Here is a 25,081-nt window from a genome sequence, read left to right on the forward strand (position 1 = left end):
GGATTATTTAATAAAATAATCCCCATCGAAACTAATCAAAGAATATTTTCTTTCATCGCCTATACTTGAAACTAACTCATCAATATCTAAAAAAGTCAAGCTATCTGCACCTGTATATTCTCTAACCTCTTCAACACTTTTATTAGCTGAGATTAGCTCTTCAAAAGTAGGCGTATCTATACCATAAATATCAGGAAATTTAATTTCTGGGCATGCTATAGCTAAATGGATTTTTCTTGCACCTGCTTGTTTTAAAAGTGCGATGATTTTTTTAGAAGTTGTTCCTCTTACCACACTATCATCAATCACCACTATATCTTTGCCTTCTAAAACTTTTTTCATAGGATTGAGTTTTAATTTTACTTTCAAATTTCTCATTTCTTGAGTTGGCTCTATAAAGGTTCTGCCTACATAATGATTTCTCACTATTGCCATTTCAAGTGGAATTTTTAAATACTGTGCAAAACCTATAGCAGCACTCACACCACTATCTGGAACTGGCACTACAAAATCTACCTTTTCTTTAAATTTTTTAGCCAAGGTTTCGCCCATTTTTTTACGCACTTCATATACGCTTTTACCTTCTATAATACTATCAGGTCTAGCAAAATAAATATATTCAAATGCACAAATTCTTGGATCTATCTTATCAAAAACTTGAATACTTTCAAACTCATCACTACCTTGAGTAAAAACTAGCATCTCACCTGGCTTTACATCACGAATAAATTCAGCCTCTATCAAATCAAAAGCACAAGTTTCACTCGCTACAATATACCCGCCATCTTTTAATCTGCCTAAAGACAAAGGTCTAACCCCATAAGGATCTCTTACGACAAAAAGTTGATTTTTACTAGCAAGCATAAAACAATATGCTCCCTTACTTTGAGTTAAGCTTTCTATAAATCTATCTTTTAAAGTTTCTTTTTTGCTTTTTGCTATTAAATGCACCACATTTTCTGTGTCCATATTTGAGTGAAAAATAGCACCATTATCAATTAGCTCTTTTCTAGCTTCCTCTTTATTAATTAAATTTCCATTATGTACTAAAGAAATATCTCCCAAAGAACAAGTAGCTGCAACAGGTTGGGCATCATGTAAAGAAGAATTTCCTGCAGTAGAATAACGATTATGTCCTATAGCTATCTCGCCTTTTAATCCTGCTAAAATTTGAGTATTAAAAATTTGTCCAACCTCGCCTTTAGCTTTATGAGTTTTGATATTTAAACCATCACTTACACTAATCCCACTTGCTTCTTGTCCACGGTGCTGCATTGCAAATAAAGCATAATAAGCCACCGTGCTTGCATTTTTTGAATTAATTACTCCAACTACTGCACACATTTAAATTCCTAAACAATCATCTATATCATATAAGCCATTTTCTTGAGAAACTAGCCATTTTGCACATTTTATTGCACCTTTTGCAAAAGTAGCTCGTGATGTTGCGGTATGATTTAACTCTATAAATTCACCTTCATTATAAAAACCAACCCTATGTGAACCCACTATATCACCACCTCTTAAACTCATCACTGCAATTTCATCTTTGCTTCTTTGCCCAATAATCCCATCTCTACCGCTTACTCTAACCTTTTCTAAGTCTAAATTTCTAGCCTTAGCAACACTTTGTGCTAAAGTCATCGCAGTACCACTTGGGGCATCTTTTTTCTTATTATGGTGCATTTCAAGTATTTCTATATCAAAATCTCTCAAAGCTTCACTAGCTAAATAAGAAAGTTTTTTTAAAATTGCAACACCCAAAGACATATTAGTTGCATAAAGAATAGGCATGGTAATGCTCGCACTTTGCATCAATTCATTTTGCTTAGCATCTAAACCTGTAGTACCTATTACCAAAGGCTTGGGATTGCTTCTTGCGTATAAAAGCAAATCCTCACACCCCTTTGGAGTAGAAAAATCAATAATCACATCACATTTATTAAAAAAATCTTCATAATTTGATCCTTGATCAAAAAATGCACTAGCCTTTGCCTGTTCATCATCTTCTAGGCAAAGTCTTATTTGAGTACCCATACGCCCATTACTTCCATGAATTCCAATATTAATCATTTTAAAATCTGCCTTTTTAGAATTTGGAAAATTGTAGCGTTTATTTATTTAAAAGCAAATAACGCTTTTAATTAATCATCCCATTTTTGACCTAAAAAATTTCCATTTCTATCAAAAAACATTTCCATATTATTACTTAGTTTAATTTCATATCCAAATTCCTCCCAATCTACATCTACAATAAAAGCTCCAGGAAAAGAACTTTGAATTTTATCCATAATAGGTTTAGAAAGCCCGTAATAATTTTGCACATAAGGGTTATGTTGAGGTGTATTTTGTTGATATGAATTAGCATTTTGTTGTGTAATATTTGCACTAGCCATTAGCGCTAAAGCCATGCTTAGAATTAATATTTTTTTCATTTTAGATTCTCCTTATTTTTTATAGGAGAATCTTAATTAATTTTTGTGAAATTTATGTGAAGATTAATGCAAGCTTTCAATATAAGCTAAAGCACTAAGCGCTGCAACCGCTCCATCACCTGCTGCGCATATTACTTGTTTTGGCGCATCTTTTCTTAAATCACCTGCTGCAAATAATCCTGCAATATTAGTTTGCATTTTAAGATCTACACTCACTTGACCGCCTTCTTCCATGGCACATAAAAACTCACCATTATCTTGTTTTAAGATTTCATTTCTTACATTTAATCCAACAAAAGTAAAGATTCCAGGTACATCAACCTCTCTTTTAGAGCCATCATTAAATGCTATTTTAATTTTATTAACACCCATATTATCACCACAAACCTCATCAACTAGCGCATTTGTGATTAATTCTATTTTTTCATTATTTTTTACTTTTTCAACTGTTGAAGGTGCTGCTCTAAACTCATCTCTTCTGTGGATTAAATATACTTTTGAGCAAATATTAGCTAGATATAACGCCTCTTCTAAAGCAGTATCTCCCCCACCTAAAACAGCTACTTCTTTATTTTTATAAAAAAATCCATCACATGTTGCACAAGTGCTTACGCCTTTTCCAAAAAATTCATCTTCACCTTTAAAACCTGCACGACGTGGTGTAGAACCTGTACATACAATTACAGCTTTTGCTTGTTCGTTTTTACCACCTTCTAATTTTATATTAAAACTTCCATCAGCATTTTTGCTAATTTGCTCCACGCCTACCATTTCGTGTTTTAAACCAAAACGCATACACTGTTCATTCCAAGGAGCCATAAAAGAAATTCCATCTAAAACTTGAGCAACTCCAGGGTAATTTTCTATCTCTGAACTCGAAGTAATCTGCCCACCAGGCATACCCTTTTCAAACATGACAACATTTTTTAATCCACCTCTAGTAGCATATAAACCTGCGCTCAAGCCTGCAGGCCCACCACCTATAATAGCTAAATCTAACATAATATTTTTCCTTGTAGTTTTATTTATAGGTATTATACAAATTTTTCTTTAATTATAAATAATAAAAATTATTAAATAGTAAAAAATATGAAGAAAAGCCACAAAAAGTGGCTTAAGATTATAAAAGTGAGTTTAGTTTGTCTGCTAAAGCTTGTTTTGATTGAGCACCCACTAGCTGATCAACTACTTCACCATCTTTAAAGAAAATGATAGTTGGAATAGATCTTACACCAAATTGTGCAGCCAAATCGCCTTGCTCATCTGTATTTACTTTACAAATTTTAGCCTTACCATCAAAATCATTTGCAAGCTCATCAATAACTGGAGCTAACATTCTACAAGGTCCGCACCATGGAGCCCAAAAATCTACTAAAGCTACACCTTCTTTTGCTTGTGCAAAATTTTCTGTAGTTAAATCAATATATTTTCCCATTTTTTCTCCTTTATTTTTTCACATTTTATTAAATTAGAATAAATATTCTCTTAATAACCAATGTTCTCTAAAAGTTTTATATCATCTTTATATACACAAAGTAAATCTATTTGATAATTCTCATCACTTTTGTGTTTCATAAAGTAATACTCTATAGCTTTGATGATTTTATTGTATTTTTTATGATCTAATCTATATGCTACTTCATAATCTCCTTGCGTACTTTTAACCTCAACAAAATGTAAAATTTTATCTTTTTTAGCAATGATATCAATTTCTCCAAATTTAGAATGAAAATTTCTTTTTAAAATTTCAAAACCTTGAGTTTTTAAATACTCGCACGCTAAATCCTCTCCTTTTTTGCCAAAAAGATACTGTAATAAAGCCATTAATCTTCTATTCTCATCATAAAAACATCATCTTTTACAAATTCTTGTTCTTTAAGTTTTTGAATTAAAATTTGTATATTTTTTTCATAAGTTTGATGAGTGATAAAAAATAAAGTACTACAATCTTGCTTTTCTTTTTTTGGCTTTTGTAAAAAAGTATCGATTGAAATTTGATGTTCACTCATTAATTGTGTGATTTTTGATAATACCCCTATTTTATCTAATACTTTCAATCTTAAATAATATCTTGTATAAATTTCATCCTTATTTAAAAGTTTATAAGAAGTATCATTTAAATACCCAAAAATAGCACTATTTTTTTCTTTTCTTGCTATATCGATTAAATCAGCTATAACAGCACTTGCAGTTGCCTTGCCACCTGCACCTGGGCCATAATATAAACTTTCACCCAAAATATCCCCATCAACACTAATAGCATTCATCACTCCATCAACCTTTGCTAGTATTTTATCTTTACTAAGCATAGCAGGATGAACCCTTAGTTCTATTTTTTCATCTTTTATTTTAGCAATACCTAAATGCTTTATGATATATTCAAATTCCTTTGCAAAATAAATATCTTCATCACTTACCTTACTAACACCCTCAATCAAGATATCTTCAGGTTTTACTCTTAATCCATAGGCAATATTTGCTAAAATTAAAAGCTTATGTGCAGCATCAAATCCTTCTATATCAAAAGTAGGATCAGCTTCGGCATATCCTAAATCTTGAGCCTTTTTTAATACTTCTTGAAATTTAGCATTATCTTCAGTCATTTTACTTAAAATATAATTGCTTGTACCATTTAAAATGCCTTTAATAGAAACAATATTATTAGCACTCAAACCCTCTTTTAAAATTTTAATAATAGGAATTCCGCCTGCCACACTTGCTTCATAACCAAAAGCTGTATCTTGTGCTAATTTTTCAAGCTCATAACGATGATAAGCAAGCAAAGCTTTATTGGCAGTTACTACTGATTTTTTTCTTTTTAAAATCTTTGAAATTATCTCAAAAGGTAAATCAATACCACCCATTAACTCCACAAATACATCAATATCTTCACGCTCTAAAACTTCATCAATATCATTAACCACAGGAATTAATGCATTTGGTTTTGGATTTCTTGCTAAAGCAATCACTGGAATAATTTCTTCATCACATCTTGCTTTGATTAAATCTTGATTTTTTAACAAAGTTTCTACAACGGCACTTCCTACCGTGCCATAGCCTAAAATTGCTATTTTCATTTTATTCTCTTAAGTATTTTTTAATATTTCTTGCTGCTTGACGAATACGGTTTTCATTTTCTATTAAAGCTATTCTAACATACTCATTGCCCGCTTCACCAAAGCCAACTCCAGGGCTTACTGCTACATTTGCTTTTTGCAAAAGCTGTTTGGAAAATTCCATACTACCAAGATGAGCCTTACTTTGAGGGAGTTTAGCCCAAACAAACATACTTGCATTAGGTTTTTTTAGCTCCCATCCTGCTTGATAAAACGAATCAAGCAAGACTTCTAATCTTCTTGCATAAGTTACTTTAATCTCTTCAACGCAAGTTTGATCTCCATCTAAAGCTATAGTAGCAGCAACTTGTATAGGAGTATACATACCATAATCAAACCAAGATTTAATCTTTTTCAAAGCAGCAATTAAGCGTTTATTGCCCACCACAAAACCTACGCGCCAACCTGCCATATTGTAAGATTTTGAAAGTGTATAAGTTTCTACTGCTACATCTTTAGCACCTTCAACTTCAAAAATAGAAGGAGTTTTATAAGAACCAAAAGTTAAGTCCGCATAGGCAATATCAGAAATAATATAAAATCTTTCTTTTTTTGCCATGGCAACCAATCTCTCATAAAAACTTTTTTCCACTGTAACTGTTGTAGGATTATGCGGAAAATTTACTACTACATATTTTGGACGCGGAATGCTTTCATGTAGTGTTTTTTGTAAATTTTCAAAAAAAGTATTTTCATTTAATTCATAATTTTCATTAAAATCAAAATTCATTGTCGCTACATTACCACCTGCTATGATAAAAGCTTGAGTATGTATAGGATAAGCAGGTGTAGGTACAATAGCTACATCTCCTGGGTTAATAACAGCTCTTGCTAAATTTACAAAACCCTCTTTAGAACCCATCGTTGCAACTACTTCACTTTCAGGATCTAAATCAACATCATATTTTCTTTTATACCAATTACAAATTGCAAGCCTTAGTTTATAAATTCCACTCGAAGCAGAATAACCTGAAGTTTTGTCTTTATTTGCACTTTCACAAAGCTTGTCTATGATATGTTGAGGGGTTTTGCCATCAGGATTCCCCATAGAAAAATCTATTATATCCTCCCCTGCTCTTCTTGCTGCCATTTTAATCGCATTAACTTCAGCAAAAACATAATTTGGAAGTCTTTCTATGGTATTAAAATGAATTTCTTCAAACATCGTCCGTCCTTTTAGCGTCTTAAGTAAATTTTCAAACCCCTTTTTATATTATCAAGGCTAAACATATCCCCTATAATAGCATATTTTGCGCCCAATGGTATATTTACATTTACCTCATTTTGCTTATGTGTATTTTCTACACCTTGAATAAAATTTAAATTTTTATCTAAAAACTGAATTTTACAAAACCAAGAGTCAAGATTGTGTGCACTAAGCTCCATACTTTTTGCACCTTGCAAATCAATAATATATTCTCTTAAAGGTTTGTTTAATTGAGTAATAGTATTTAGTGGAATTTGAGTATTAACTTTAGGTTTTGCTTTTGAAAAATCTAACTCATATTCATAATTTAACTCTGAAATTTTATAAATATCTTTAATAAAAACAGAACTACCCAACAAAGCCTTATAAAAAACTCCTGGATCAAGCATATACTGAGAATCTACGGCTAACTTATATGTGATATAGTTTTCCCTTAAAGTTAATTCAGTTGGTATAAAATATATATAACCTAGTTCATTTAAAGTATCATTGATTGTTTTAAAAAACAAAACAGAATCAGCTTGGGCTTTAAAACTAAAGGTTAAAGTTTTTGGTTCATTTAATATAAAATTTGCTAAAGAATTGGTTTTTAAAATTTGAGAAATAGTGTAAATATCTACATTTTCACGCTCATCTTTGTAATCATTTCTTGCAAACAAAAGTTCCAATTGTGCATCTTTAGAATTATCATTAACAATATGCTTAGCAACCTCTAAGGCACTTAGTGCAAAAGCATTGAGAGTAAAAAAAATGGAAAATATTAAAATTCTTACCATAATTTTCCTCTATTTTCTTTTACAAACTCAGCCTTTGTAATTTGTTTGATTTTGCCATCTTTAATCATTAAAAACTTAGACACACCGTTTTTAAACTCTAAAGTATTGTTATTTTCATCATTTAAACTAAAAGCAGCATGACCTGTGGTAATAAGCATATCTTTATCTAAAGATAAAGTATAATCATTTTTAATAGTTAAAGAACTTTTTTTGAAAGTTTTTAAATCCACCATACCAAGCCAAAGTTCTGCGCTTGGTTTTATAATACTTTCTTTAAGCAAAACCATATTTTCTTCAGGCATATTTAAACTAGCATTATCCTCTAATGTTTCTTCTATAGTATTATTACTCTCATCTGTTAGCTCTAAAATAGTTGTATTTGTTTCATTATTTTCTATAACATCATCAGCAAAAAAATTAACAACCGGAGTTTCATTCTCATCGACTTTTTCTTCTAAAACAACCTGCTCTTGATTTAATACATTAGTGGTATTTTCATCTAAAGTGGAGCTTTGAAAAAATCTTGAAACACCCCAAGCTAAAGCCACTATCAAAAGCACTACTACTATAATCACAATATACCATACACTCGAACTTTCTTTAGTATATGAGTTCATTCTGGGCGCAATATACACATGATTTTTTTTCTCAATGCCATTTTCCTCTAAATAGGCATGATATTCTTCTAAAAAATTAGAAAAATCAAGCTCATACTCTCTTTGTAAAATTTTAATAAAGCCATTTACATTAAAGCGAGATAAAGACTTAAAATCTTTTTTAATGATATATTCAAGACAAGCTATTTCTATTTGTGTTCTTTTTTGAACTTCTAATAAATTTAAATCTTCTAATTTTTTCCAACTATCCATTTTTCATCCTATCGCAAAGTATTGCAAATGCTGCACTTACATTTAAACTATCAAAGTCATTGTGCATTTTTATACCTACACATTCATCGCATTTTTTAAGCACCTTTGGTGCTATACCAAAACCTTCACTTCCCATAATCAAAACTTTTTTATCTTTAGCCTTGATAGTATGTATATCACTACCTCCGCTAGCACTAGCATAGATATAAAAACCTTTTTGTTTTAATTCATTTATCATGCTTAAAATATCATCATTTAAAACTATTTTCATATCTAAAGCTGCCCCACTACTTGCGCGGATTACTCCATCTATAGCTACACTTTTAGCTACCAAAATAACCCCATCAGCACCCAAAGCATAAGCACTACGCACGATAGCTCCGATATTTCCAACGTCGCTAATATTATATAAAATAACTATAAAATCTTTTTCTTTTAAACTTTCAAAAGAGCTAAATTCAAACTCATCAATTTCCATTAAAAAACCTTGATGATTTCCACCTCTTGCTAAACTTTGTGCGGTTTTAAAATCAAGCTTTTTAATTTTTTTTGAAGCTTTTGCTATTTTTGAAAAATCAGCTTTTTCGCATTCTTTTGCTAAATAAATTTCTTTAATTTTTTCTTTATGCTTTTCTAAGATATAAAAAAACACTTGCTTGCCATAAACTATCATTTTTAAATAATAACCAAATTCAACTTAAAAGCAGTTTTTGATAATTTTCTTTTGGAGATTTTGCATTGATTTTTGAAAGAAGTTTTGCCTTTGTTTTTAAAGGCAAATCAAGCTCATAAATATCTTGCTCACACAAGGTATTTTGATGAAATTGCTTTTCTTTAGCACTTACGACTACACACCATTCACCGCGCAAATCCATTGTTTTTATTTTTTCTAAAACCTCTAAGACTCCTGCTCTAAATTTAGTTTCAAATTTCTTTGTTGCTTCTTTTATGATAAAAATTTCTCTTAAAGGATCAATTTTGCTAATTTCTTCTACCAAATTCAGTATTCTAGTGGGTGCTTCATAAACTATACTAGGATAAGGATTAAGCATTAAATTTTCAATATCTTTTTGTCTTTGAGGATTTTTATTGGCTAAAAAACCCATAAAAATAAATTCTTTTTTACAAAATGCGCTTGAAACTAATGCAAGCAAAGCAGCATTTGACCCTGCTAAGACTTCATAATCAATATTATTTTTAATGGCATATTCAATTAAAAATTGCCCCGGGTCACTAATACCTGGCATACCCGCATCACTTAAATATGCAATATCTTGTTTAAAAAAATCATCATCTATTTTTGCTAAAAAATCTTTTTCATTATGCGTGTGTAAGGCTAAATATTTATCAGGTTTTATTTCTAAATTAAATTTTTCATTAAGGAGATGGACTAAAGATTTGCAAACTCTCGTATCTTCACATAAAAAGAGTTTGCATTTTTGTAAAATTTCTAAAGAATGAAAAGAAATATCGTTTAAATTTCCTATGGGTGTAGGAATAAAATATAACATTATTGCATTGCGTATTTTTTCTTAAATTTCTCTACACGACCCGCAGCATCTACGATTTTTTCACTACCTGTAAAAAATGGATGACAACTTGAGCAAATATCAACTTTAATTTCTGGTTTATTTGACTTAGTAGTAAAAGAATTTCCACAAGCACAACTAACTTTGCATTCTACATATTCTGGGTGAATTTCTTTTTTCATTGTTTATCCTTTTTCAAAACATTAAGGCGTAATTATATAGATTTTTATATAAAAAATAGCTAAATTTAAGCGTGTTTTTAAATTATGAATTTTGAAGCAACCCCTATTAAAGCTGTTTGTGCTTTAAGTACAAAATCAGCCTGTAATTTTGCTTTTTTTATATTCTTCTCTCTTTCTTTTTGAGAAAATCCACCTTCAGCACCTATTAAAAACACGTACTTACTAGGTTCAAAACTCATCAAATCTTCGCCTTCAAAGTCTATCAAAACAATGTTCTCATAAACTTGCTGAAATTTTTTAAAATCATCAAAGCTTTCAAGCTCCATTAAAGAAGCGCGACCACATTGTTGGGATGATTCTATAAGAATTTTTTCCATTCTTTTAAAATCTAACTTAAAATTTTTTTGTGAATAATCCATATACACAAAAGAAAGCTTTGCTACTCCAAGCTCGTTTAAAAAAGGCAAAGTTTTTTCTATAATCTTTGGATCAATCACCGCTAAAGCTAAATGTAAATGCGTTTTTAATTCTTGTTTTTCTTCTTTTTTATCAAGCAAATTTAATACGCAAGAGCGTCTAGAAAGCTCTATGCATTCATAAGTATAAGCAAAAAAATCTTTTAAATTTTTTAATATGATTTTATCACCTACTTTAATTCTTCGAACCTTTAAGTGTAAAAAAGCTTCATTTTCTAACTCTAAATTTAAAACACCACTTTGTGGGTGATATAAAAATCGCATTAAAAATAAAACCTTTGAAGCAAATAAGGTACAAAAAGTAAAAATATACCCAAACACAAAATAAAAAAGCTTAAAAATCTAAATTTAGCATAACGCTTAAACAATCTTGCTTTTTTAAATAAAACAAATTGATAAATAGCCAAAGCAAAGATAAAAATCCAACAAAACCACATAGAAAGTATGTATAAATTTAGCTCAAAATGCTTTAAAGCCCAAAGCAAACTTCCTGTAAAAAGTGTAATTGCTAAAAATAAATAATAAATTGGCAAAAACAGGCGAATTCTTTTTATAAAAATAAACTCTTGTGAAAAACTACTTTGAGTTAGATATAAATAAAACAACATTAAAAAGCCATTTGCATATAGGCTGTACACATGCAATGCTAAAAAAAACTCATAACTTTGATCCATCACTGTCCTTGTGTGCTATTTTCATCTTTGATATCATCATCTACGGGTATAGGCAGTGTTTCATCATCTATAATAACATTAGAGTCACTTTGCTCAATTTGAACTTGTTCGGTTTGCACTTCTTTTTTTGTATTGTTATTTTCTTGATTTGAGCAAGCCATAAAAAATAACAATGGCACAACTAACAGAATCTTTTTCATCACACCTCCTTTTGATTGACAAAAACAAAATTTACATCTTGAAGTTTTTTTAAAAAATCTTTATCTTTCCATTCATCAATTATAGCTTGTGAAAATTCAATATCTGCCAAATTTATCTTTGGTAAAAACTTACTATAAGCATCTTCTCTAAAACCTTGTGCATAGCCTGTTCTTGTTTCATGCACAATGATACTTTTTAAACTTACACCTTGCTCGCCATTAACCATCTTGGTCTTTAAAAGCAAGGTATCTATCAAAATAAAAAATATGCGTACAAAATTTTCCGCACTTACATTCACAGGCAAACTTACCCATCTTTGTGAGTGTTTTTTCATATCTTCTAAATAAACTTTATCATCATCTTTAAAAAGTGTAATAGCATGATCAAAACTATCAATAATTTGTTTTATCTCATCTTTTAACAAGCCAAAATCATATACCATTCCCGCATTGTCAAGGTATTTACTCTCAAGTAAAATTTCTACCTTATAAGAGTGTCCATGTATGCTTGTTTTACATCGCTTGGAGCTACAAAATCTAACAATATGAGCATTTTCAAATTCAAACATTTTTCTAATAATCATACGCCTTCTTTATCTCCCCAAATTCTAATATGCAATCTATCAGAGTAATTATATCCATTTTTTATACAAAATTCAGCAACACTTAAGGCATTTTTAGAAATTTCTTCTTCATTTGACCCCATGGGCATACAAAACACCTCATTTTCACAAATTTGTAAAATTTCACTAATCTCCTCTAAAGCTTTATTTTCTTGTAAAAAATCTTTATCTAAAACAAATTTATAAAAACTATCTTTAGTATAATATTTAAAAGCTTTCAATGCTTTTTCATTAATCCTTTTTTCTTTTTTTACACCACTATTACTAAGCTTTACACCCAAAGCAAAATAACATTTTTTATACAAAGGATATTTTTCAAAATCAATTTCAATACTTGCATTGGTTTCAAAATGCACTTTAAAATCATTTTCTAAAAGTAAATTTATAAAACACAAAAAATCTTTATTTTGATAATTTAATAAAGGCTCTCCACCTGTAATGACAACTATAACTTTGCGTGAATTGGCTAGTTTTAAAACCTCATCAAAAAGCTTTACTGAAGTATATGTTTTATAACAAGTTTTAAATTCTTTGGTAAAAACAGCTCTTATAGTATCACAACCCAAAAGTATTTTAGAATCTTTTTCTTTTTTTACTCCAAAGCCTGTGCAGTTAAAATTACACCCAGCAAACCTTACAAATATAGCCAAATTTCCGCTATATTTTCCCTCACCCTGCAAGCTTAAAAAAGTCTCGACAACTTCCATTATCCACCTGTTTGATAAAAGGCTCTTGTAGAACTTTGATTAGCCTCATTTTCAGCCCATCTGTTTTTTTCTGATTTATTTTTTATCACGGTTTTTAAAACCTCACATGCTCCTGCTATGTCTTTATTACGTATAGCCTTTTTAATGCTTAAAGCCTCATCATAATACAAACAAGGTATCAAAAGTCCTTCGGCTGAAAGTCTTATACGGTTACAACTATCACAAAAATCATGGCTATGCGGATCAATAATACCAAACTCATATCCATCTTCAAGTTCATAAATAGTCGCAGGTGCATTAGGGATTTTTTGTCCTTGTTTAAAAGAATATTTTTGAGCAATAATATTTAAAATTTCTGCTGATTTTAAGCCTTTTAAATCTCCATAAGCATGATAATTTTCCATAAATTCTATAAAGCGAATTTGGCTTTTGCGTGCTTTGGCAAATTCCAAAAGATCGATAAATTCATTATCGTTAATCCCTTTAAGCGCTACGGTGTTAAATTTAATATTAAAACCTAATTCTAAAGCCTCATTAATACCACTTAACACATCCTTAAGTATATTTTTTTGGGCTAATTTAAAAGCTATTTCTTCTTTTAAGGTATCTAAAGAGATATTAATTCTTTTTAAACCTGCTTGTTTTAAGTCTTTTGCTTGTTGTTTTAATAAAGAAGCATTAGTAGTAAGTGCTAAGTCTATATCTTGCTTATACTCACTAATCATAGCAATAAATTTATGCAAGTCTTTCCTTACTAAAGGCTCACCACCTGTAATGCGAATTTTTTTAACCCCCTCATCAATACAAACTTTAACAAACATAAAAAGTTCTTCAAATGATAAAAGATTTTCCTTAGCACTCCATTCAAATGGAGTTTTTGGCATACAATAAAGACAACGAAAATTACATCTTTGTGTTACTGAAATTCTTAAATAATCTATCACTCTTCCATAGCTATCCACCAACATAAAGAGCCTTTATAATAATTTATTAAATTTCAAAATAAGCTCAACCCTACCCATACCTATACGCAAATCTTTAGCAATTTGCTCTATGGATTTTTTTTGATTAAAAAGCTCTATTACCTTTTGCTCTTCATTATCATAGCTTGGGCTTAATTTTGTAATACTTTGGGTTTTTTGTTCTAAATTTAACAAACGATTTTTTTGTTCACTTTGAAACTCTTCGATCACCTCTTCTACTTCTTTTAAAGCACTTAAAATAGGAAGGATATTTTGATTGATTTTTTGTTCTAGCACTTGCAAAAGTTCTTCTTTTAGCTCTTCTTTAATAGCTTCAGTATCTATTTCTTCTTTTTCTTGTTCTTGTTCCTCTAAGCTTTCTTTTTTTAAATAATGATATTGCTTATTTAAATCTTCTATCATCTTACCAAGTTCATTAATTTTGGTAATATTTTCTTTTTCTTTTATCATCATATAAGCAAACATAGCAAAAATTAGCAAAGCCACCACAAGCCACAATAATAAATCACTACCCATTTTCTTGCTCCTTTAAAATCTTAATCATCGCTCTTTGCATATTTGCCACAAAATTATCATACACAAGCTCATCTTCTGCTTTTATTTGTATGATCTTTGCCTCATTTTCATTTAAGGCTTTAAAAAAAATACTAATTTTTTGGCCATTTAACTCAAATCTTGCATAATACTCCTCATCTTGAGTTAAACACTTATCTTTAAACTGAATGTGTGCAAAATTTACACCCACCACAAAGGCTTTATGTTTTAAATCTGTAAATAATTTTGTTTTATTGATATCATTTTTTATCAAATACAATTCTTGCTTTATATCCATAAGCAAATCAAAAATAATTTGTTCACCTTCGCTAAATTCCACTCTTGAGGCAAGCTTTTTCCATTTGCTTAAATTGACATAATTATTACTTGAAAGATATTCTTGCAAAAACTCTTCATATCTTTCTTTGCTCTCTTCAAACTCAAGTTCTAATGAGCTTTTAAAAAATTTTATCTCCATAAAAGATCAACCCAAATAAATATAAAAAACACTATACTCAAATAACCATTTAAAGTAAAAAATGCTTTATCGATTTTTGCAAAATTCTTTCTAACAATGCGGTGCTCAAAAAATAAAATAATCGCACTAATTATCACACCTAAAAAGGCAATATTTCCTGTTGGAGCCACCCAAACAAATAAAAGCCAAAAAAGCACTGCTAAAACATGACAAAATGCTGAGATAAATAAGGTTGCTTCAAGTCCAAATTTAGCAGGTATAGAGTGCAAGCCTGTTTTTTTATCATACTCCATATCTTGCAAAGCATAAAGCAAATCAAATCCAGCCGTCCAAAAAGTAACACCCAAACACAAAATAACACTATAAATTTCAATACTTCCCAAAACTACAATACTACCTGCAATAGGAGCAAGTCCTAAGCAAAATCCTAATACTAAATGCGCTAAGGATGAAAATCTTTTAAAAGCTGAATAAATAGCTAAAATAAACAATACCGGCAAAGAAAGAGCAAAGGCTAGCTTATTAATAAAATAGCTTGCCAAAACAAAAATAATAGCATTTAAAATAATAAAAAGTAAAATACTAGCTTTGCCTATACGCCCATCAATATTAGGTCTATTTGCACATCTTGGGTTATTTTTGTCAATATCCTCATCCATCAAACGATTAATCGCCATTGCAAAATTTCTTGCGCTCACTGCGCAAATAACACCCAAAAATAAAGCCTTAAAGCCAAACCAAGTGCTATCATTTAAAATAACAGAAGCTACAATCATTGAAGTGAATAAAAAGGGTAAAGCAAAAATAGAATGCTTAAAAACAATCAAATCTAAAATATCTTTTAATTTTTCTTTTAATATAGGCATTTTTTCTCTTTATAATATATTTTTGTTATGATTTTACTAAAATAATTTTAAATTTAGGATATTTTTACGATGTTTTTTGAATTTGCACTCATTGGAACTACTGCAAGTGGCAAAACAGAACTTGCTAATAAACTAGCTTATGAATTTAACGCAAGTATTTTAAGCCTTGATAGTCTTTGCGTGTATAAACAAATCAACATCGCTTCAGCAAAAACAGAGCAAAAAACCTTAGATGAGCTTGATTATTTTGGCATAAATTTATTAAATGTCAATGAGCATTTTAACATCGCTTTGTTTTTTGAAGAATACAAAAAAGCAAAAGTCTTTGCTCAAAAAAACAATCAAATGCTTATCATCACAGGCGGAACTAGTTTTTATCTAAAAGCTTTAATGGATGGTTTGAGTGAAAATTTTAAAGAGAGTCAAAGCATGCTAAGCAATGATGAAATTTATCATTTAATGACAAAAATTGATCCACAAGCAAAAATAGAAAAAAATGATACTTATCGTTTGAAAAAATGGCTTGGAATTTATGAGCAAACTAATAAAATTCCAAGTAAGGTTTTGAAAGAAACCAAACAAGAAGCTTTGATTAAAAAACTTGATATTTTTGAAATTTCTTGGCAAAAAGAACTTTTAGAAAAACGCATTATTAAGCGTACTAAAAATATGCTAAATGAGGGCTTAATAGATGAAGCTAAAATGTTATTTGATAATTATGATCATCATTTAAAAGCACTAAATTCCATAGGTTTGAAAGAATGCAAAGAGTTTTTAGATAAAAAAATAAATTTAAATGAGCTTGAAGAGCTCATCATCATTCACACAAGACAACTTGCCAAAAGACAAAGAACTTTTAATAAAAAATTCAATAAAGAAATTTTAGATTTTCAAAACGCTTATGAGAATTTAAAAGCTTATATTTTAAAAAAATATCAAGGCTGAGTGTTTAAGACATTTAATTTATCTTTACATAAATTTTGCCAATTGCTTGTTGCATTAATATCTATACAATTTTGCAAACTTTGCTTTTGATTTTGCACATCTTTTAAATCTTCATAAATATTACTTTGCATATAAAAAGCTCTTGCACGCTCATCATCTTTTAAAGGATTAGCAAGTAAATCTTTAAACAAAGTTAAAGCTTTTTGAGCTTGATTGCTTTGTTTTAAAGCCTTGATATAGATAAATTCTAAATCGGGACTAAAAAGATTTACTCCCTTTAAGTTTTGATAATCAATAGCCTTTGGAGCATAAGTTAAGATACTTGTTAAAAAATTATTTTTTTCACAATAACGCAAAAACTCATAATATAATTCCACCATACGATAATTCATAGGAAATTGCTCTAGTTTTTGTAAAGTTCTTATCATAGCATTATAATCTTGCAATCTAAGCTCAGCAAAAAATTTAATATAATTTGCTTCAAATTTTTCATTATCACTAATAATCGTTCTTGTATTTAAAATATCATTAATCGTTTTTATAACAAAGCTATAACGCTTATCTTTGAGGGCTAAATCAGCACTTTGAAGCTTATAAAAGATAATATCATCGTTTTCATTGTCCACTATGTATTTTTTAGCTTCTTCAATGCGCGTTGTGCGTTTAAAACACTCAAGCATTTGTTTTTTATTTTGTATTTTACCCCCTACATTATAAGCTTTAAAATCATCATATATTTTCACAGCAGCTAAACATTCATCATTTTTTAATTTTTGTTCTAAAACTAAAATAGCAGCTTGTTCTAAAAGATTTTTAACTTCTTTATTAGAGTATTTTTCAATGTCTTTTTGATAACTTACAACCTTTTCATAATTTTTTTCTTGAAAATACAATTTTACATTATCAAACAACGCCTTACTAGAAATTTCTCCAGCATATTTTTTCATAATCTCTTCATATCTTTGGTGCAAAAAACTTGCATTAGCATCTTTTAAATATAAAAAGTTTTTATCTTGCGCTTCTTTAATTAAACTCACATATTCACCCAAAGGAAAATCTTCTGCGTAAAGATCTAAATATTTTTGAGCCTTAGTATACTCATTTGCATTTAATAAAGACAAAGCAAGATCTTTTAATACTCTTTCATATTCTTTATCTACCTTGGTTAAATGTGTAAAAATATATTCATAAATTTTAGAACTTAAATCATAAACCCTATTATTAGCAAAAGCTTTAGCCAAAGATAAAGAATTTTCCAAATCACTCATAAAAAATTCAGGATTTGATTCTAAAATTTTATTTGCTAACTCTTTGGCTTCTTTGGTATTTTGAGTTTCTAAATAATTTTTTGATAAAAATAAAGCAGCTCTGCTGGCCAAATCTGCGTTTGGGGTAGAATAATACACATCTTGATAAATATTATTTGCAGTATTTTTCTTACCTAAATGATATAAATAATCTGCATAATCAAGCAGAGCCATTATAGTATATTTATCGCCTTTATGCTCAGTATTTAAAGTATCTATAATATATTCAACATTAGATCTTTGTGATAAACCCATATAAACTCTCATCATAATATACATCACTTCTGTATAATCTTTGTCGTTAATATAAGTTCTTACCCATCTTTTAGCATCATCTAGCATTTGTTCTAAAATTAGTTGGTCTTTGTCAAGTTCATAAGTGTATAGTTTATTTTGAGCTCTTAATTTATAAAGCTCAAATTCATTCATAAATACACTACCTTGATAACGCTTAATAGCATTAACAGTATCTCTTAATACTTGGTCATATTTTTTAGCCTCATATTCTTGTTTAATATTAAAATAAGTATTAAAATCTGCACTTTTAGAAGTTTCCATAGGATTAGAATTTAAATCTAAAGCTCCGATATAAGGCATTAATGCATCATCAAAATAAATATCAAAATCAAGCCCATCGCTAGGCTTATAATATTTTAAGTCTTTAGTAAAAATAAATACAAAATGTTTAGAAATATCTCCACTTTGACTTCGAATTTCTTTAGCATTGAAGATATCTTGAGAATAATTAAACATCTTAGCTAAAATTTTAGGATAGATTTTGATTGTCAAAAAAGTTTGGTGCTTTTCAAAATAAATCGTAAAATCATCAAATTCCTTATTTTGAAACTGCATATTGCTAACACCCAAAACATTGCACTCAAAATGGGTTTTTTCAAATTCAAAAACACTTTTGCAAGTAAAATCTTTATCGTCTTTTAAATGCAAAAGCGTAAAAGGGCGCTTACTTTCCTCCCCTTTATTAACAATAATTTCAAAAGAAAATGTATAAGTTATACTTAATAAAAATAAAAATAAAACCCTTATCATAAGCGTGATTATAGCAATATTATTTTACAAAAGCAAAAACACACAAGAAACACTTCCAATCAAACACAAGCATAAAATAATCTTTTGTTTTACATCTAAGTTTGCACTTTCTATGATTTGAGCTTTTTTGAAAAAAACATAAATTAAAATTTTTAAATAAGCATAAAGCATAATCATAGAGCTTAAAGCTATAGCAAATACAAGTACATAATAGCCTGAGTTTAAAATAGAAGCTAAAATTAAAATTTTACCCCAAAAAATACCAAAAGGCGGAATACCTGCTATACATAAAATAAATATAGCTAACATTATAGACAATACCGGTCTTTGATCAAACAAGCCCGAAAAACTCTCAAATGAACTTTTTTGAAATAAACTCAATATTAAAAAAATTCCATAATTTGCAAAAGCAAAAGAAATCCAATACACAAACAAAGCAAAAATTGAAAGCAAATAAGAAGTCCCATCTCCTTGAGAACTCACACTCATACTAGAAACAATAACTGCTAATATAAAAGAAGAATGAGTGATGGAGCTATATGCAAGCATTTTTTTTACATCTTTTTGGATTAAAGCTACTATGCTTACAGCAAGCATAGAAAAAATCGCTAGCAATGCTACTATGTATTCAAATTTTACCCCACCACCCAAAGCAGAAAAAATTCTTAAAACTACTATTATCATAGCTATTTTTGGAACAATTGATATAAATGCTATAAAATTTGTATGTACTCCATAATATACATCCTTTAACCAAAAGTGAAAAGGTGCAATAGAAAGCTTTACTCCAACAATAACTAAAAACATTACTCCAGCACAAAGCAAAATAGGATCTGAAATATATTCAGAATGTAACAAATTATCTAAATCTAAAGACTTAGTTTTTAAATATACAAAAGCACATGCAAAGACAAAAAACCCAGCTCCCACCGCAGCTAAAGTAAAATACTTTATACTAGAGCTAATAGCATTATGAGTTCCTCTTAAAGCTATTAATGTATAAAGAGCTAAAGAAGAGCCTTCTAAGGCTAGGAAAATTACGATCAAATTAGTACTTGACACCATTAGCATCAAAGAAGCAATCATAAATAAAAACAAAGAAAAAAACTCTGGCTTTTGCTCATCTTTATCCATCAATAAATAAAGCATTGAAAAAACCAAAATAACTATTTGAGTAAAAATTGCATAATTATCACTTACAAATAAACCAAAAAAAGCTTGAGAATTATCTAAAACAAAGCCATTATAAAACAATAAAAAACATAAAGTACTAAGCAAAGCTATAACACTTGCTCCTATATAAAAATTTCTAGAAAGTTTTTTAAAAGCACCCAGTAAAAGTAAAGCAATAGCCCAAAAAAGCAATGACAACACAGGAAATAATAATACAAAATTTAATTTTTCTAAACTAAAGTCACTCATTAAAAACCTCTTATATTATCTATGATTTTTTGATTTTCTATTGCAATATTTCTTGTTTGCATAACTTCAAGAATACTATTTACATTCAAAGCAATTTCATCAAGCATAGCACTTGGAGCTATCCCTAAATAAATTACCAATGCGCTCAACACACTTAAAACAAAAATTTCACCTTTTTTCAAAACTAGCTTTTCTATTTTTTCTGCATTAGTGGTAAAAAACATATTTCTATAAATATTTAGCATATAAATAGCCCCTAAAATGATCACACCGCCTGCAAATAATGCATACCACAAATTCACACTTGCTATGCCTTGTAAAATTAAAAACTCACCTACAAAAGAAATAGTCAAAGGTAGTGAAATAGATGAAAATAACAACACCGCAAAGAAAAAGCTAAATAACGGAGCTGTTTTGGCTAAATTTTTATAAAAGTCTAAATCAAAAGTATGATATCTTTTATAAAGCATATAAGCAGCTAAAAACAAACCGCCTGTTACTATACCATGTGCAAACATGTAAAATACAGAACCACTAACTCCATTATAAGTAAAAGTCACAATGCCCAAAATCACCACACCCAAATGCGAAATTGAGCTATAAGCAATTAACTCTTTCAAGTCTTTAGTTTTAAAAGCAATTAAAGCTGCATATAAAATTCCAACTATACATAAAATAGCAAGTAAAGAATAATAATGATTTAAAGTATCAGGCGTTAAAGGCAAGATAAATCTTAAAAATCCAAAAGGAGCCATTTTAAAACTCACAAGCATTACAGACACTAGTGTTGGGCTTTTTGCATAAACCTTTGGTGCCCAAGTATGAAAAGGAAATAATGGACTTTTAATAGCAAAAGCGATAAAAAAACCTATAAAGATTAAATTTTGTGCGTTTTCAGGTATAAAAAATTCGCTCTTATACCAAGCAAGTAAATCAAAACTCCAATACCCAAAACTTTGATAATACAAAAATCCTACATAAATAATTGCTAAAAGCATGAGCATAGAACCACAAAATGCATAAATGAAAAATTTAATCCCTGCTCTATAATTATCCGAATACCTACCTATTAAATAAATAAGTGGTATAAGAGAAAACTCCCAAAATACATAAAACAATAAAGCATCTAGTGAAGCAAAAAGCCCTATAATACAAAATTGCAGTAAAAATATACTTACAATAACACTTTTATCTTGAATATCTAAACATATAAAAGATAAAAAAATCATAATAGAACAAAGCAACATCAAATAAAGTGCTATAGCATCTACACCTATATGAAAATTAACTATCAAAGAATTTAAGCTAAACTCATACGCTATGCCATCATGATAATTAAACAATAAAAAAACATTTAAAACTAAAATCAAAAAGCTAATTAAAATAGCAAAAGTTTTAGAATCTTCTTTTTGTAAAAACAAAGCTATAAAAGCTGCAAAAAATGGAAATAACATTAATAAACTAAGCATTCTACACCGCCAACGCTAAACAAAATAAACACACAAAAGCCAACACTGCAATTCTTAAAACCAAAGAATAATCCTTGCCCACACTAAGCACTCTAGCAAAGCTTCTAAGGAAAAATGCAACACTATCTACCAAAGTATCTAAAATTTCTTTATCGCTTTTTCTTAAAAATTCACAAAATAAAGCATATTTACTAACAATAAATTGATGATAAAATCTTGGTATATAATATTCATTAAACAAAAGTCTATAAATGCTTGTTTTAGAAAGTGATGGTTTAAACCAATTTTTCCAATAAGCTATAATAGCCAAAAGCATTCCAAGCACCGCAGCAACACTTGCAAGTGCCATAACTAAAGAATTTTGTCCGTCAATAAAAGCTAAATTTTTACTTACAAACTCCATAAAGCTATGCTCAAAAAATCCTGCAATAATAGCAAGTAAAGCCAAAGGACTCATCGCAAGCAAAGCTATCTTACTAGCTTCGTGAGGATGTTCTTCATGTCTTTTTGGAGTAAAAAATACAAGCATTAAAAGTCTAAAACTATAAAAAGCTGTCATAAAAGCTGCTATTAAAAGCGCTAAAAAAATTCCATGGTGATGACTTATAAAAGAAAATCCTAAAATTAAATCTTTAGAGAAAAATCCTGCAAAAGGATAAATTCCTGCCAAAGCCAAAGAGCCTATAAGCATTAAAATAGCGCTAAAACGCATACTTTTATAAAGCCCACCCATCTTGCTAATATCAAGTTTATCATTCATCGCATGCATAACATTACCCGCACCTAAGAATAGTAAAGATTTAAAAAATGCATGGGTTGCTAGATGAAATAAAGCTATGGCATAAGCTCCAAGACCTGCTGCTACAAACATATAACCAAGCTGAGAAAGCGTTGAATAAGCAATAATTCTTTTTAAATCTTTAGCTACCATAGCCATAGAAGCGGCAAAAAGTGCTACAAAAGCTCCAAGTATAGCAATAAAATACCCTACTTCAGGAACTTGCAAATAAAGCTCTCCTGCACGAATTACCAAATAAACCCCTGCAGTAACCATAGTTGCAGCATGGATTAGTGCTGAAACTGGTGTAGGTCCTGCCATGGCATCAGCAAGCCAAGTGTGGAAAGGAAATTGTGCTGATTTACCCATAGCACCTATAAAAAGCAAAATTGCTATTAATATCAAAATAGCATTATTAGCGCAACCTAAAGATAAAAGTGCAAAAAATTCATCATATTTCAAAGAATTGAACTCTATATAAATTAAGAAAATTCCTAAAAGCAAAGCTAAATCTGCAATTCTATTCATAATAAATGCTTCATTAGCAGCAAAGGTGTATTTTTCATTATGATACCAAAAACCTATCAAAAGCCATGAACAAAGTCCAACACCTTCCCAACCTATGAAAAGCCCTAGGAAATTATCGCTCATAATCAAAAACATCATAGAAAAAACAAAAAGTCCTAAATAACTAAAATAGCGATTAAACCCTTCATCATGCTCCATGTAAAATATACTATATAAATGCACAAAAGTAGCAACTATACTTACTACATTCATCATAATTAAAGTAATAGAGTCTATTTTGAAACCAAAACTAACATCTACTAAAGAGATCCAAGTGCCAAGTTCAAAATTAAAATGCGCTCCATTGTTTAATAAAACAATTGAAGCAAATGCTGAAAAAGCTATAAACAAAGAAGCCAAATAACCTAAAATAATTTTCTTAGCGCTAAAAGCAAAAATACCTAAAATAATAGCCGAAACCAAAGGAGAAAAAAGCGCAATTAAAGCTAAATTTTGCATTTTATTCTCCTTTTTCAGCTAAAGAACTCAGCTCTAGTGTTCCTGTTTTTCTATACCACAAAACACAAAGCGCTATTCCAACAGCTACTTCACAAGCTGCAACTCCCATTACAAACAAAGCAAAAATTTGTCCTTCTATGTCTTTATGAGAAGCCCCTGCTGTAACTAAAGCCAAATTAGCAGCGTTTAATAAAATTTCACTTGAAATAAAAAGCATGATTAAATTTTGGCGTTTTATAATACCTATTAGACCAATGATAAACATCAAAATAGCCACAATGTAGTATTTTTCTAACATCATTGCTCATCCTTTTTTATATTTTTTTGAGTAAGTGCTATAGCGCAAATTAAAGCTATTAAGAGCAAAATTGCCATAAATTCAAAAGCAAGCATGTATTTTGTAAATAAAGCAAAACCTATTTGCTGAGTTGAATCAAGACCATAAATCTCATTAGCTTCATTTAAACCAAAACTATAACCCATAATAATACTAATTAGCAAAATTGCGCTAAAAATCACAGCGAAAATAAATATTCTTTTACCCTTTAAACTTTCTTTTACTTTTATCGAAGCATCAAAAAACATCATAGCAAAACTATAAAGACCTAAAATAGCCCCACTATAAACGATAATTTGAATCGCCCCAATAAATTCAGCATTAAGTAAAAAATAAAATCCGCTTAAAAAAACCATAGCTGCTGCCAAAGAACTAATAGCATAAAGCACGCTAGTACTTAAAACACTAATTAAAAAAAATCCCAATACTAAAACACTTAATAAACAAAAAGCTATCGTTTCAAACATTTTCTTCCTTTGGGGTATCTTGCTGTCTTTGTAAATCTATCTCATAATAATTTGGAGTTTTCTTTACTAAATCATCAGCATCTTTTCTTAAACTACCACTTCCTTCAAATACTACTTGATTTTTAAGCTCATCAATAGGGGTTAAAAAATCTTGCTTTTGACCAAAATACGATCTTTGCTCTGCTGCATTTTCATACTCTTTGCCATGCACAATAGCAAGTTCAGGACAAACATCAGCACAAAAGCCACAATAAATACAACGCCCTAAATTAATACTATAATTTTCAACCTTTTTACGTCCATCTTCACTTAAGCTTGTTTCCATTCTTATGCAATTACTAATGCAAATTTTTTCGCACAAGCCACAACCAATACAACATTCATTTTCACTTTCAATAAAACGCATCAAACGATGTACCGCACGGTAACGATTATCTAAAGCAACTTTTTCCATAGGATATTTAATCGTTGCGCTATTATTCTTTTTAAACATTTCTCTTAATACGACAAATAAACCTACAAAAAGTTCTGTATTTAAAGAACGCTTGATTACTTGTATGAATTTTTCATAAGCATTTTGAGGATTTTTACGCTCAAAATCTACCTTAAAATAACCTTTTTTCATTGT

At 29.5% G+C, this 25,081-nt stretch carries 30 protein-coding genes; 1 reads left to right on the forward strand and 29 read right to left on the reverse strand.

Annotated features, from left to right (window positions below):
* Nucleotides 1-3: 3 nt before the first annotated feature.
* The 22 genes from purF to mqnP all read right to left on the reverse strand — a co-directional run bounded on the left by purF (nucleotide 4) and on the right by mqnP (nucleotide 15,655).
* Nucleotides 4-1,344 (reverse strand): amidophosphoribosyltransferase, encoded by a 1,341-nt coding sequence (purF, locus tag CD56_RS07165; RefSeq protein ID WP_047208647.1) that lies wholly within the window; start codon nucleotides 1,342-1,344, stop codon nucleotides 4-6.
* Nucleotides 1,345-2,073 carry a 4-hydroxy-tetrahydrodipicolinate reductase gene (dapB, locus tag CD56_RS07170; protein WP_047208648.1) on the reverse strand — a complete coding sequence of 243 codons (729 nt, stop codon included), beginning with the start codon at nucleotides 2,071-2,073 and terminating at the stop codon, nucleotides 1,345-1,347.
* A gap of 71 nt (nucleotides 2,074-2,144) precedes the next feature.
* Entirely contained in the window at nucleotides 2,145-2,435 is a 291-nt protein-coding gene (locus CD56_RS08495) for a PepSY-like domain-containing protein (protein ID WP_047208649.1), read from the reverse strand.
* A 63-nt stretch (nucleotides 2,436-2,498) separates the two neighbouring features.
* On the reverse strand, nucleotides 2,499-3,437 hold the full coding sequence (trxB, locus tag CD56_RS07180) for a thioredoxin-disulfide reductase (RefSeq protein ID WP_047208650.1): 939 nt from the start codon (nucleotides 3,435-3,437) through the stop codon (nucleotides 2,499-2,501).
* Between the two features lie 118 nt (nucleotides 3,438-3,555).
* Nucleotides 3,556-3,870, reverse strand: coding sequence for a thioredoxin (gene trxA, locus CD56_RS07185; protein ID WP_039619298.1), 315 nt, complete (start codon nucleotides 3,868-3,870; stop codon nucleotides 3,556-3,558).
* Nucleotides 3,871-3,920: 50 nt separating this feature from the next.
* On the reverse strand, nucleotides 3,921-4,259 hold the full coding sequence (locus CD56_RS07190) for a YraN family protein (protein ID WP_047208651.1): 339 nt from the start codon (nucleotides 4,257-4,259) through the stop codon (nucleotides 3,921-3,923).
* Nucleotides 4,259-5,512, reverse strand: a complete 1,254-nt coding sequence (locus tag CD56_RS07195; protein ID WP_047208652.1) for a homoserine dehydrogenase — start codon at nucleotides 5,510-5,512, stop codon at nucleotides 4,259-4,261. Before CD56_RS07195 ends, CD56_RS07190 begins: the two co-directional genes overlap by 1 nt.
* Nucleotide 5,513: 1 nt before the next feature.
* Nucleotides 5,514-6,716, reverse strand: a complete 1,203-nt coding sequence (locus CD56_RS07200) for an LL-diaminopimelate aminotransferase (RefSeq protein WP_047208653.1) — start codon at nucleotides 6,714-6,716, stop codon at nucleotides 5,514-5,516.
* An 11-nt stretch (nucleotides 6,717-6,727) separates the two neighbouring features.
* Nucleotides 6,728-7,534: a hypothetical protein gene (locus CD56_RS07205; RefSeq protein WP_047208654.1), complete on the reverse strand. Its 807-nt coding sequence runs from the start codon at nucleotides 7,532-7,534 to the stop codon at nucleotides 6,728-6,730.
* Nucleotides 7,528-8,403 carry a hypothetical protein gene (locus CD56_RS07210; RefSeq protein ID WP_047208655.1) on the reverse strand — a complete coding sequence of 292 codons (876 nt, stop codon included), beginning with the start codon at nucleotides 8,401-8,403 and terminating at the stop codon, nucleotides 7,528-7,530. Before CD56_RS07210 ends, CD56_RS07205 begins: the two co-directional genes overlap by 7 nt.
* A complete protein-coding gene (rlmB, locus tag CD56_RS07215; protein WP_039619309.1) occupies nucleotides 8,396-9,076 on the reverse strand; it encodes a 23S rRNA (guanosine(2251)-2'-O)-methyltransferase RlmB in 681 nt (226 codons plus the stop codon). Before rlmB ends, CD56_RS07210 begins: the two co-directional genes overlap by 8 nt.
* 19 nt (nucleotides 9,077-9,095) lie before the next feature.
* The gene (gene rsmI, locus CD56_RS07220) at nucleotides 9,096-9,914 is read right to left on the reverse strand and encodes a 16S rRNA (cytidine(1402)-2'-O)-methyltransferase (protein ID WP_047208656.1); all 819 of its coding nucleotides are present in this window, start codon (nucleotides 9,912-9,914) and stop codon (nucleotides 9,096-9,098) included.
* A complete protein-coding gene (rpmE, locus tag CD56_RS07225; RefSeq protein ID WP_012662118.1) occupies nucleotides 9,914-10,114 on the reverse strand; it encodes a 50S ribosomal protein L31 in 201 nt (66 codons plus the stop codon). Before rpmE ends, rsmI begins: the two co-directional genes overlap by 1 nt.
* Before the next feature lie 77 nt (nucleotides 10,115-10,191).
* Complete coding sequence (locus CD56_RS07230) at nucleotides 10,192-10,854, reverse strand: 16S rRNA (uracil(1498)-N(3))-methyltransferase (RefSeq protein WP_047208657.1); 663 nt, start codon at nucleotides 10,852-10,854, stop codon at nucleotides 10,192-10,194.
* Complete coding sequence (locus CD56_RS07235) at nucleotides 10,854-11,264, reverse strand: hypothetical protein (RefSeq protein WP_039619316.1); 411 nt, start codon at nucleotides 11,262-11,264, stop codon at nucleotides 10,854-10,856. Before CD56_RS07235 ends, CD56_RS07230 begins: the two co-directional genes overlap by 1 nt.
* Nucleotides 11,264-11,464 carry a hypothetical protein gene (locus CD56_RS07240; RefSeq protein WP_039619318.1) on the reverse strand — a complete coding sequence of 67 codons (201 nt, stop codon included), beginning with the start codon at nucleotides 11,462-11,464 and terminating at the stop codon, nucleotides 11,264-11,266. The genes CD56_RS07235 and CD56_RS07240 overlap by 1 nt, the downstream gene beginning before the upstream one ends.
* Nucleotides 11,464-12,048 (reverse strand): 6-pyruvoyl trahydropterin synthase family protein, encoded by a 585-nt coding sequence (locus CD56_RS07245; RefSeq protein WP_047208658.1) that lies wholly within the window; start codon nucleotides 12,046-12,048, stop codon nucleotides 11,464-11,466. Before CD56_RS07245 ends, CD56_RS07240 begins: the two co-directional genes overlap by 1 nt.
* Nucleotides 12,045-12,794 (reverse strand): 7-carboxy-7-deazaguanine synthase QueE, encoded by a 750-nt coding sequence (locus tag CD56_RS07250; RefSeq protein ID WP_047208659.1) that lies wholly within the window; start codon nucleotides 12,792-12,794, stop codon nucleotides 12,045-12,047. The genes CD56_RS07245 and CD56_RS07250 overlap by 4 nt, the downstream gene beginning before the upstream one ends.
* Nucleotides 12,794-13,762 carry a GTP 3',8-cyclase MoaA gene (gene moaA / locus CD56_RS07255; RefSeq protein WP_047208660.1) on the reverse strand — a complete coding sequence of 323 codons (969 nt, stop codon included), beginning with the start codon at nucleotides 13,760-13,762 and terminating at the stop codon, nucleotides 12,794-12,796. The genes CD56_RS07250 and moaA overlap by 1 nt, the downstream gene beginning before the upstream one ends.
* Nucleotides 13,763-13,771: 9 nt before the next feature.
* On the reverse strand, nucleotides 13,772-14,293 hold the full coding sequence (locus CD56_RS07260; RefSeq protein ID WP_047208661.1) for a hypothetical protein: 522 nt from the start codon (nucleotides 14,291-14,293) through the stop codon (nucleotides 13,772-13,774).
* Nucleotides 14,286-14,789, reverse strand: a complete 504-nt coding sequence (locus CD56_RS08300; RefSeq protein WP_047208662.1) for a hypothetical protein — start codon at nucleotides 14,787-14,789, stop codon at nucleotides 14,286-14,288. The genes CD56_RS07260 and CD56_RS08300 overlap by 8 nt, the downstream gene beginning before the upstream one ends.
* Nucleotides 14,780-15,655, reverse strand: a complete 876-nt coding sequence (gene mqnP, locus CD56_RS07270) for a menaquinone biosynthesis prenyltransferase MqnP (RefSeq protein WP_039627137.1) — start codon at nucleotides 15,653-15,655, stop codon at nucleotides 14,780-14,782. Before mqnP ends, CD56_RS08300 begins: the two co-directional genes overlap by 10 nt.
* A gap of 69 nt (nucleotides 15,656-15,724) precedes the next feature.
* Here mqnP and miaA point away from each other — a divergent pair, with 69 nt between their 5' ends.
* Nucleotides 15,725-16,600 carry a tRNA (adenosine(37)-N6)-dimethylallyltransferase MiaA gene (gene miaA, locus CD56_RS07275; RefSeq protein WP_047208663.1) on the forward strand — a complete coding sequence of 292 codons (876 nt, stop codon included), beginning with the start codon at nucleotides 15,725-15,727 and terminating at the stop codon, nucleotides 16,598-16,600.
* On the opposite strand, the gene CD56_RS07280 is transcribed toward miaA, so the two are convergent.
* From CD56_RS07280 to nuoI, 7 genes are read right to left on the reverse strand one after another with little or no spacing between them, the layout of a single operon-like run.
* Nucleotides 16,591-18,954, reverse strand: a complete 2,364-nt coding sequence (locus CD56_RS07280) for a tetratricopeptide repeat protein (RefSeq protein ID WP_052768390.1) — start codon at nucleotides 18,952-18,954, stop codon at nucleotides 16,591-16,593. The genes miaA and CD56_RS07280 overlap by 10 nt on opposite strands.
* A 24-nt stretch (nucleotides 18,955-18,978) precedes the next feature.
* A complete protein-coding gene (locus tag CD56_RS07285; RefSeq protein WP_039629093.1) occupies nucleotides 18,979-20,376 on the reverse strand; it encodes an NADH-quinone oxidoreductase subunit N in 1,398 nt (465 codons plus the stop codon).
* Nucleotides 20,376-21,845, reverse strand: coding sequence for a complex I subunit 4 family protein (locus CD56_RS07290; protein WP_047208664.1), 1,470 nt, complete (start codon nucleotides 21,843-21,845; stop codon nucleotides 20,376-20,378). Before CD56_RS07290 ends, CD56_RS07285 begins: the two co-directional genes overlap by 1 nt.
* Before the next feature lies 1 nt (nucleotide 21,846).
* A complete protein-coding gene (gene nuoL, locus CD56_RS07295; RefSeq protein ID WP_047208665.1) occupies nucleotides 21,847-23,649 on the reverse strand; it encodes an NADH-quinone oxidoreductase subunit L in 1,803 nt (600 codons plus the stop codon).
* 1 nt (nucleotide 23,650) lies between these two features.
* Nucleotides 23,651-23,947: an NADH-quinone oxidoreductase subunit NuoK gene (nuoK, locus tag CD56_RS07300; RefSeq protein WP_039619690.1), complete on the reverse strand. Its 297-nt coding sequence runs from the start codon at nucleotides 23,945-23,947 to the stop codon at nucleotides 23,651-23,653.
* The gene (locus CD56_RS07305; protein WP_039629099.1) at nucleotides 23,947-24,453 is read right to left on the reverse strand and encodes an NADH-quinone oxidoreductase subunit J; all 507 of its coding nucleotides are present in this window, start codon (nucleotides 24,451-24,453) and stop codon (nucleotides 23,947-23,949) included. Before CD56_RS07305 ends, nuoK begins: the two co-directional genes overlap by 1 nt.
* Nucleotides 24,446-25,078 carry an NADH-quinone oxidoreductase subunit NuoI gene (gene nuoI, locus CD56_RS07310; RefSeq protein WP_039629100.1) on the reverse strand — a complete coding sequence of 211 codons (633 nt, stop codon included), beginning with the start codon at nucleotides 25,076-25,078 and terminating at the stop codon, nucleotides 24,446-24,448. Before nuoI ends, CD56_RS07305 begins: the two co-directional genes overlap by 8 nt.
* Between the last annotated feature and the right edge of the window lie 3 nt (nucleotides 25,079-25,081).

The organism is Campylobacter lari (assembly GCF_001017575.1).
Classification (GTDB): domain Bacteria; phylum Campylobacterota; class Campylobacteria; order Campylobacterales; family Campylobacteraceae; genus Campylobacter_D; species Campylobacter_D lari_C.

Bases quoted from the DNA above. Each gene is read 5' to 3' on its own strand.
- purF (WP_047208647.1), bottom strand. From the start codon at position 1,344: ATGTGTGCAGTAGTTGGAGTAATTAATTCAAAAAATGCAAGCACGGTG.
- dapB (WP_047208648.1), bottom strand. From the start codon at position 2,073: ATGATTAATATTGGAATTCATGGAAGTAATGGGCGTATGGGTACTCAA.
- CD56_RS08495 (WP_047208649.1), bottom strand. From the start codon at position 2,435: ATGAAAAAAATATTAATTCTAAGCATGGCTTTAGCGCTAATGGCTAGT.
- trxB (WP_047208650.1), bottom strand. From the start codon at position 3,437: ATGTTAGATTTAGCTATTATAGGTGGTGGGCCTGCAGGCTTGAGCGCA.
- trxA (WP_039619298.1), bottom strand. From the start codon at position 3,870: ATGGGAAAATATATTGATTTAACTACAGAAAATTTTGCACAAGCAAAA.
- CD56_RS07190 (WP_047208651.1), bottom strand. From the start codon at position 4,259: ATGGCTTTATTACAGTATCTTTTTGGCAAAAAAGGAGAGGATTTAGCG.
- CD56_RS07195 (WP_047208652.1), bottom strand. From the start codon at position 5,512: ATGAAAATAGCAATTTTAGGCTATGGCACGGTAGGAAGTGCCGTTGTA.
- CD56_RS07200 (WP_047208653.1), bottom strand. From the start codon at position 6,716: ATGTTTGAAGAAATTCATTTTAATACCATAGAAAGACTTCCAAATTAT.
- CD56_RS07205 (WP_047208654.1), bottom strand. From the start codon at position 7,534: ATGGTAAGAATTTTAATATTTTCCATTTTTTTTACTCTCAATGCTTTT.
- CD56_RS07210 (WP_047208655.1), bottom strand. From the start codon at position 8,403: ATGGATAGTTGGAAAAAATTAGAAGATTTAAATTTATTAGAAGTTCAA.
- rlmB (WP_039619309.1), bottom strand. From the start codon at position 9,076: ATGATAGTTTATGGCAAGCAAGTGTTTTTTTATATCTTAGAAAAGCAT.
- rsmI (WP_047208656.1), bottom strand. From the start codon at position 9,914: ATGTTATATTTTATTCCTACACCCATAGGAAATTTAAACGATATTTCT.
- rpmE (WP_012662118.1), bottom strand. From the start codon at position 10,114: ATGAAAAAAGAAATTCACCCAGAATATGTAGAATGCAAAGTTAGTTGT.
- CD56_RS07230 (WP_047208657.1), bottom strand. From the start codon at position 10,854: ATGCGATTTTTATATCACCCACAAAGTGGTGTTTTAAATTTAGAGTTA.
- CD56_RS07235 (WP_039619316.1), bottom strand. From the start codon at position 11,264: ATGGATCAAAGTTATGAGTTTTTTTTAGCATTGCATGTGTACAGCCTA.
- CD56_RS07240 (WP_039619318.1), bottom strand. From the start codon at position 11,464: ATGAAAAAGATTCTGTTAGTTGTGCCATTGTTATTTTTTATGGCTTGC.
- CD56_RS07245 (WP_047208658.1), bottom strand. From the start codon at position 12,048: ATGATTATTAGAAAAATGTTTGAATTTGAAAATGCTCATATTGTTAGA.
- CD56_RS07250 (WP_047208659.1), bottom strand. From the start codon at position 12,794: ATGGAAGTTGTCGAGACTTTTTTAAGCTTGCAGGGTGAGGGAAAATAT.
- moaA (WP_047208660.1), bottom strand. From the start codon at position 13,762: ATGTTGGTGGATAGCTATGGAAGAGTGATAGATTATTTAAGAATTTCA.
- CD56_RS07260 (WP_047208661.1), bottom strand. From the start codon at position 14,293: ATGGGTAGTGATTTATTATTGTGGCTTGTGGTGGCTTTGCTAATTTTT.
- CD56_RS08300 (WP_047208662.1), bottom strand. From the start codon at position 14,789: ATGGAGATAAAATTTTTTAAAAGCTCATTAGAACTTGAGTTTGAAGAG.
- mqnP (WP_039627137.1), bottom strand. From the start codon at position 15,655: ATGCCTATATTAAAAGAAAAATTAAAAGATATTTTAGATTTGATTGTT.
- miaA (WP_047208663.1), top strand. From the start codon at position 15,725: ATGTTTTTTGAATTTGCACTCATTGGAACTACTGCAAGTGGCAAAACA.
- CD56_RS07280 (WP_052768390.1), bottom strand. From the start codon at position 18,954: ATGATAAGGGTTTTATTTTTATTTTTATTAAGTATAACTTATACATTT.
- CD56_RS07285 (WP_039629093.1), bottom strand. From the start codon at position 20,376: ATGAGTGACTTTAGTTTAGAAAAATTAAATTTTGTATTATTATTTCCT.
- CD56_RS07290 (WP_047208664.1), bottom strand. From the start codon at position 21,845: ATGCTTAGTTTATTAATGTTATTTCCATTTTTTGCAGCTTTTATAGCT.
- nuoL (WP_047208665.1), bottom strand. From the start codon at position 23,649: ATGCAAAATTTAGCTTTAATTGCGCTTTTTTCTCCTTTGGTTTCGGCT.
- nuoK (WP_039619690.1), bottom strand. From the start codon at position 23,947: ATGTTAGAAAAATACTACATTGTGGCTATTTTGATGTTTATCATTGGT.
- CD56_RS07305 (WP_039629099.1), bottom strand. From the start codon at position 24,453: ATGTTTGAAACGATAGCTTTTTGTTTATTAAGTGTTTTAGTATTGGGA.
- nuoI (WP_039629100.1), bottom strand. From the start codon at position 25,078: ATGAAAAAAGGTTATTTTAAGGTAGATTTTGAGCGTAAAAATCCTCAA.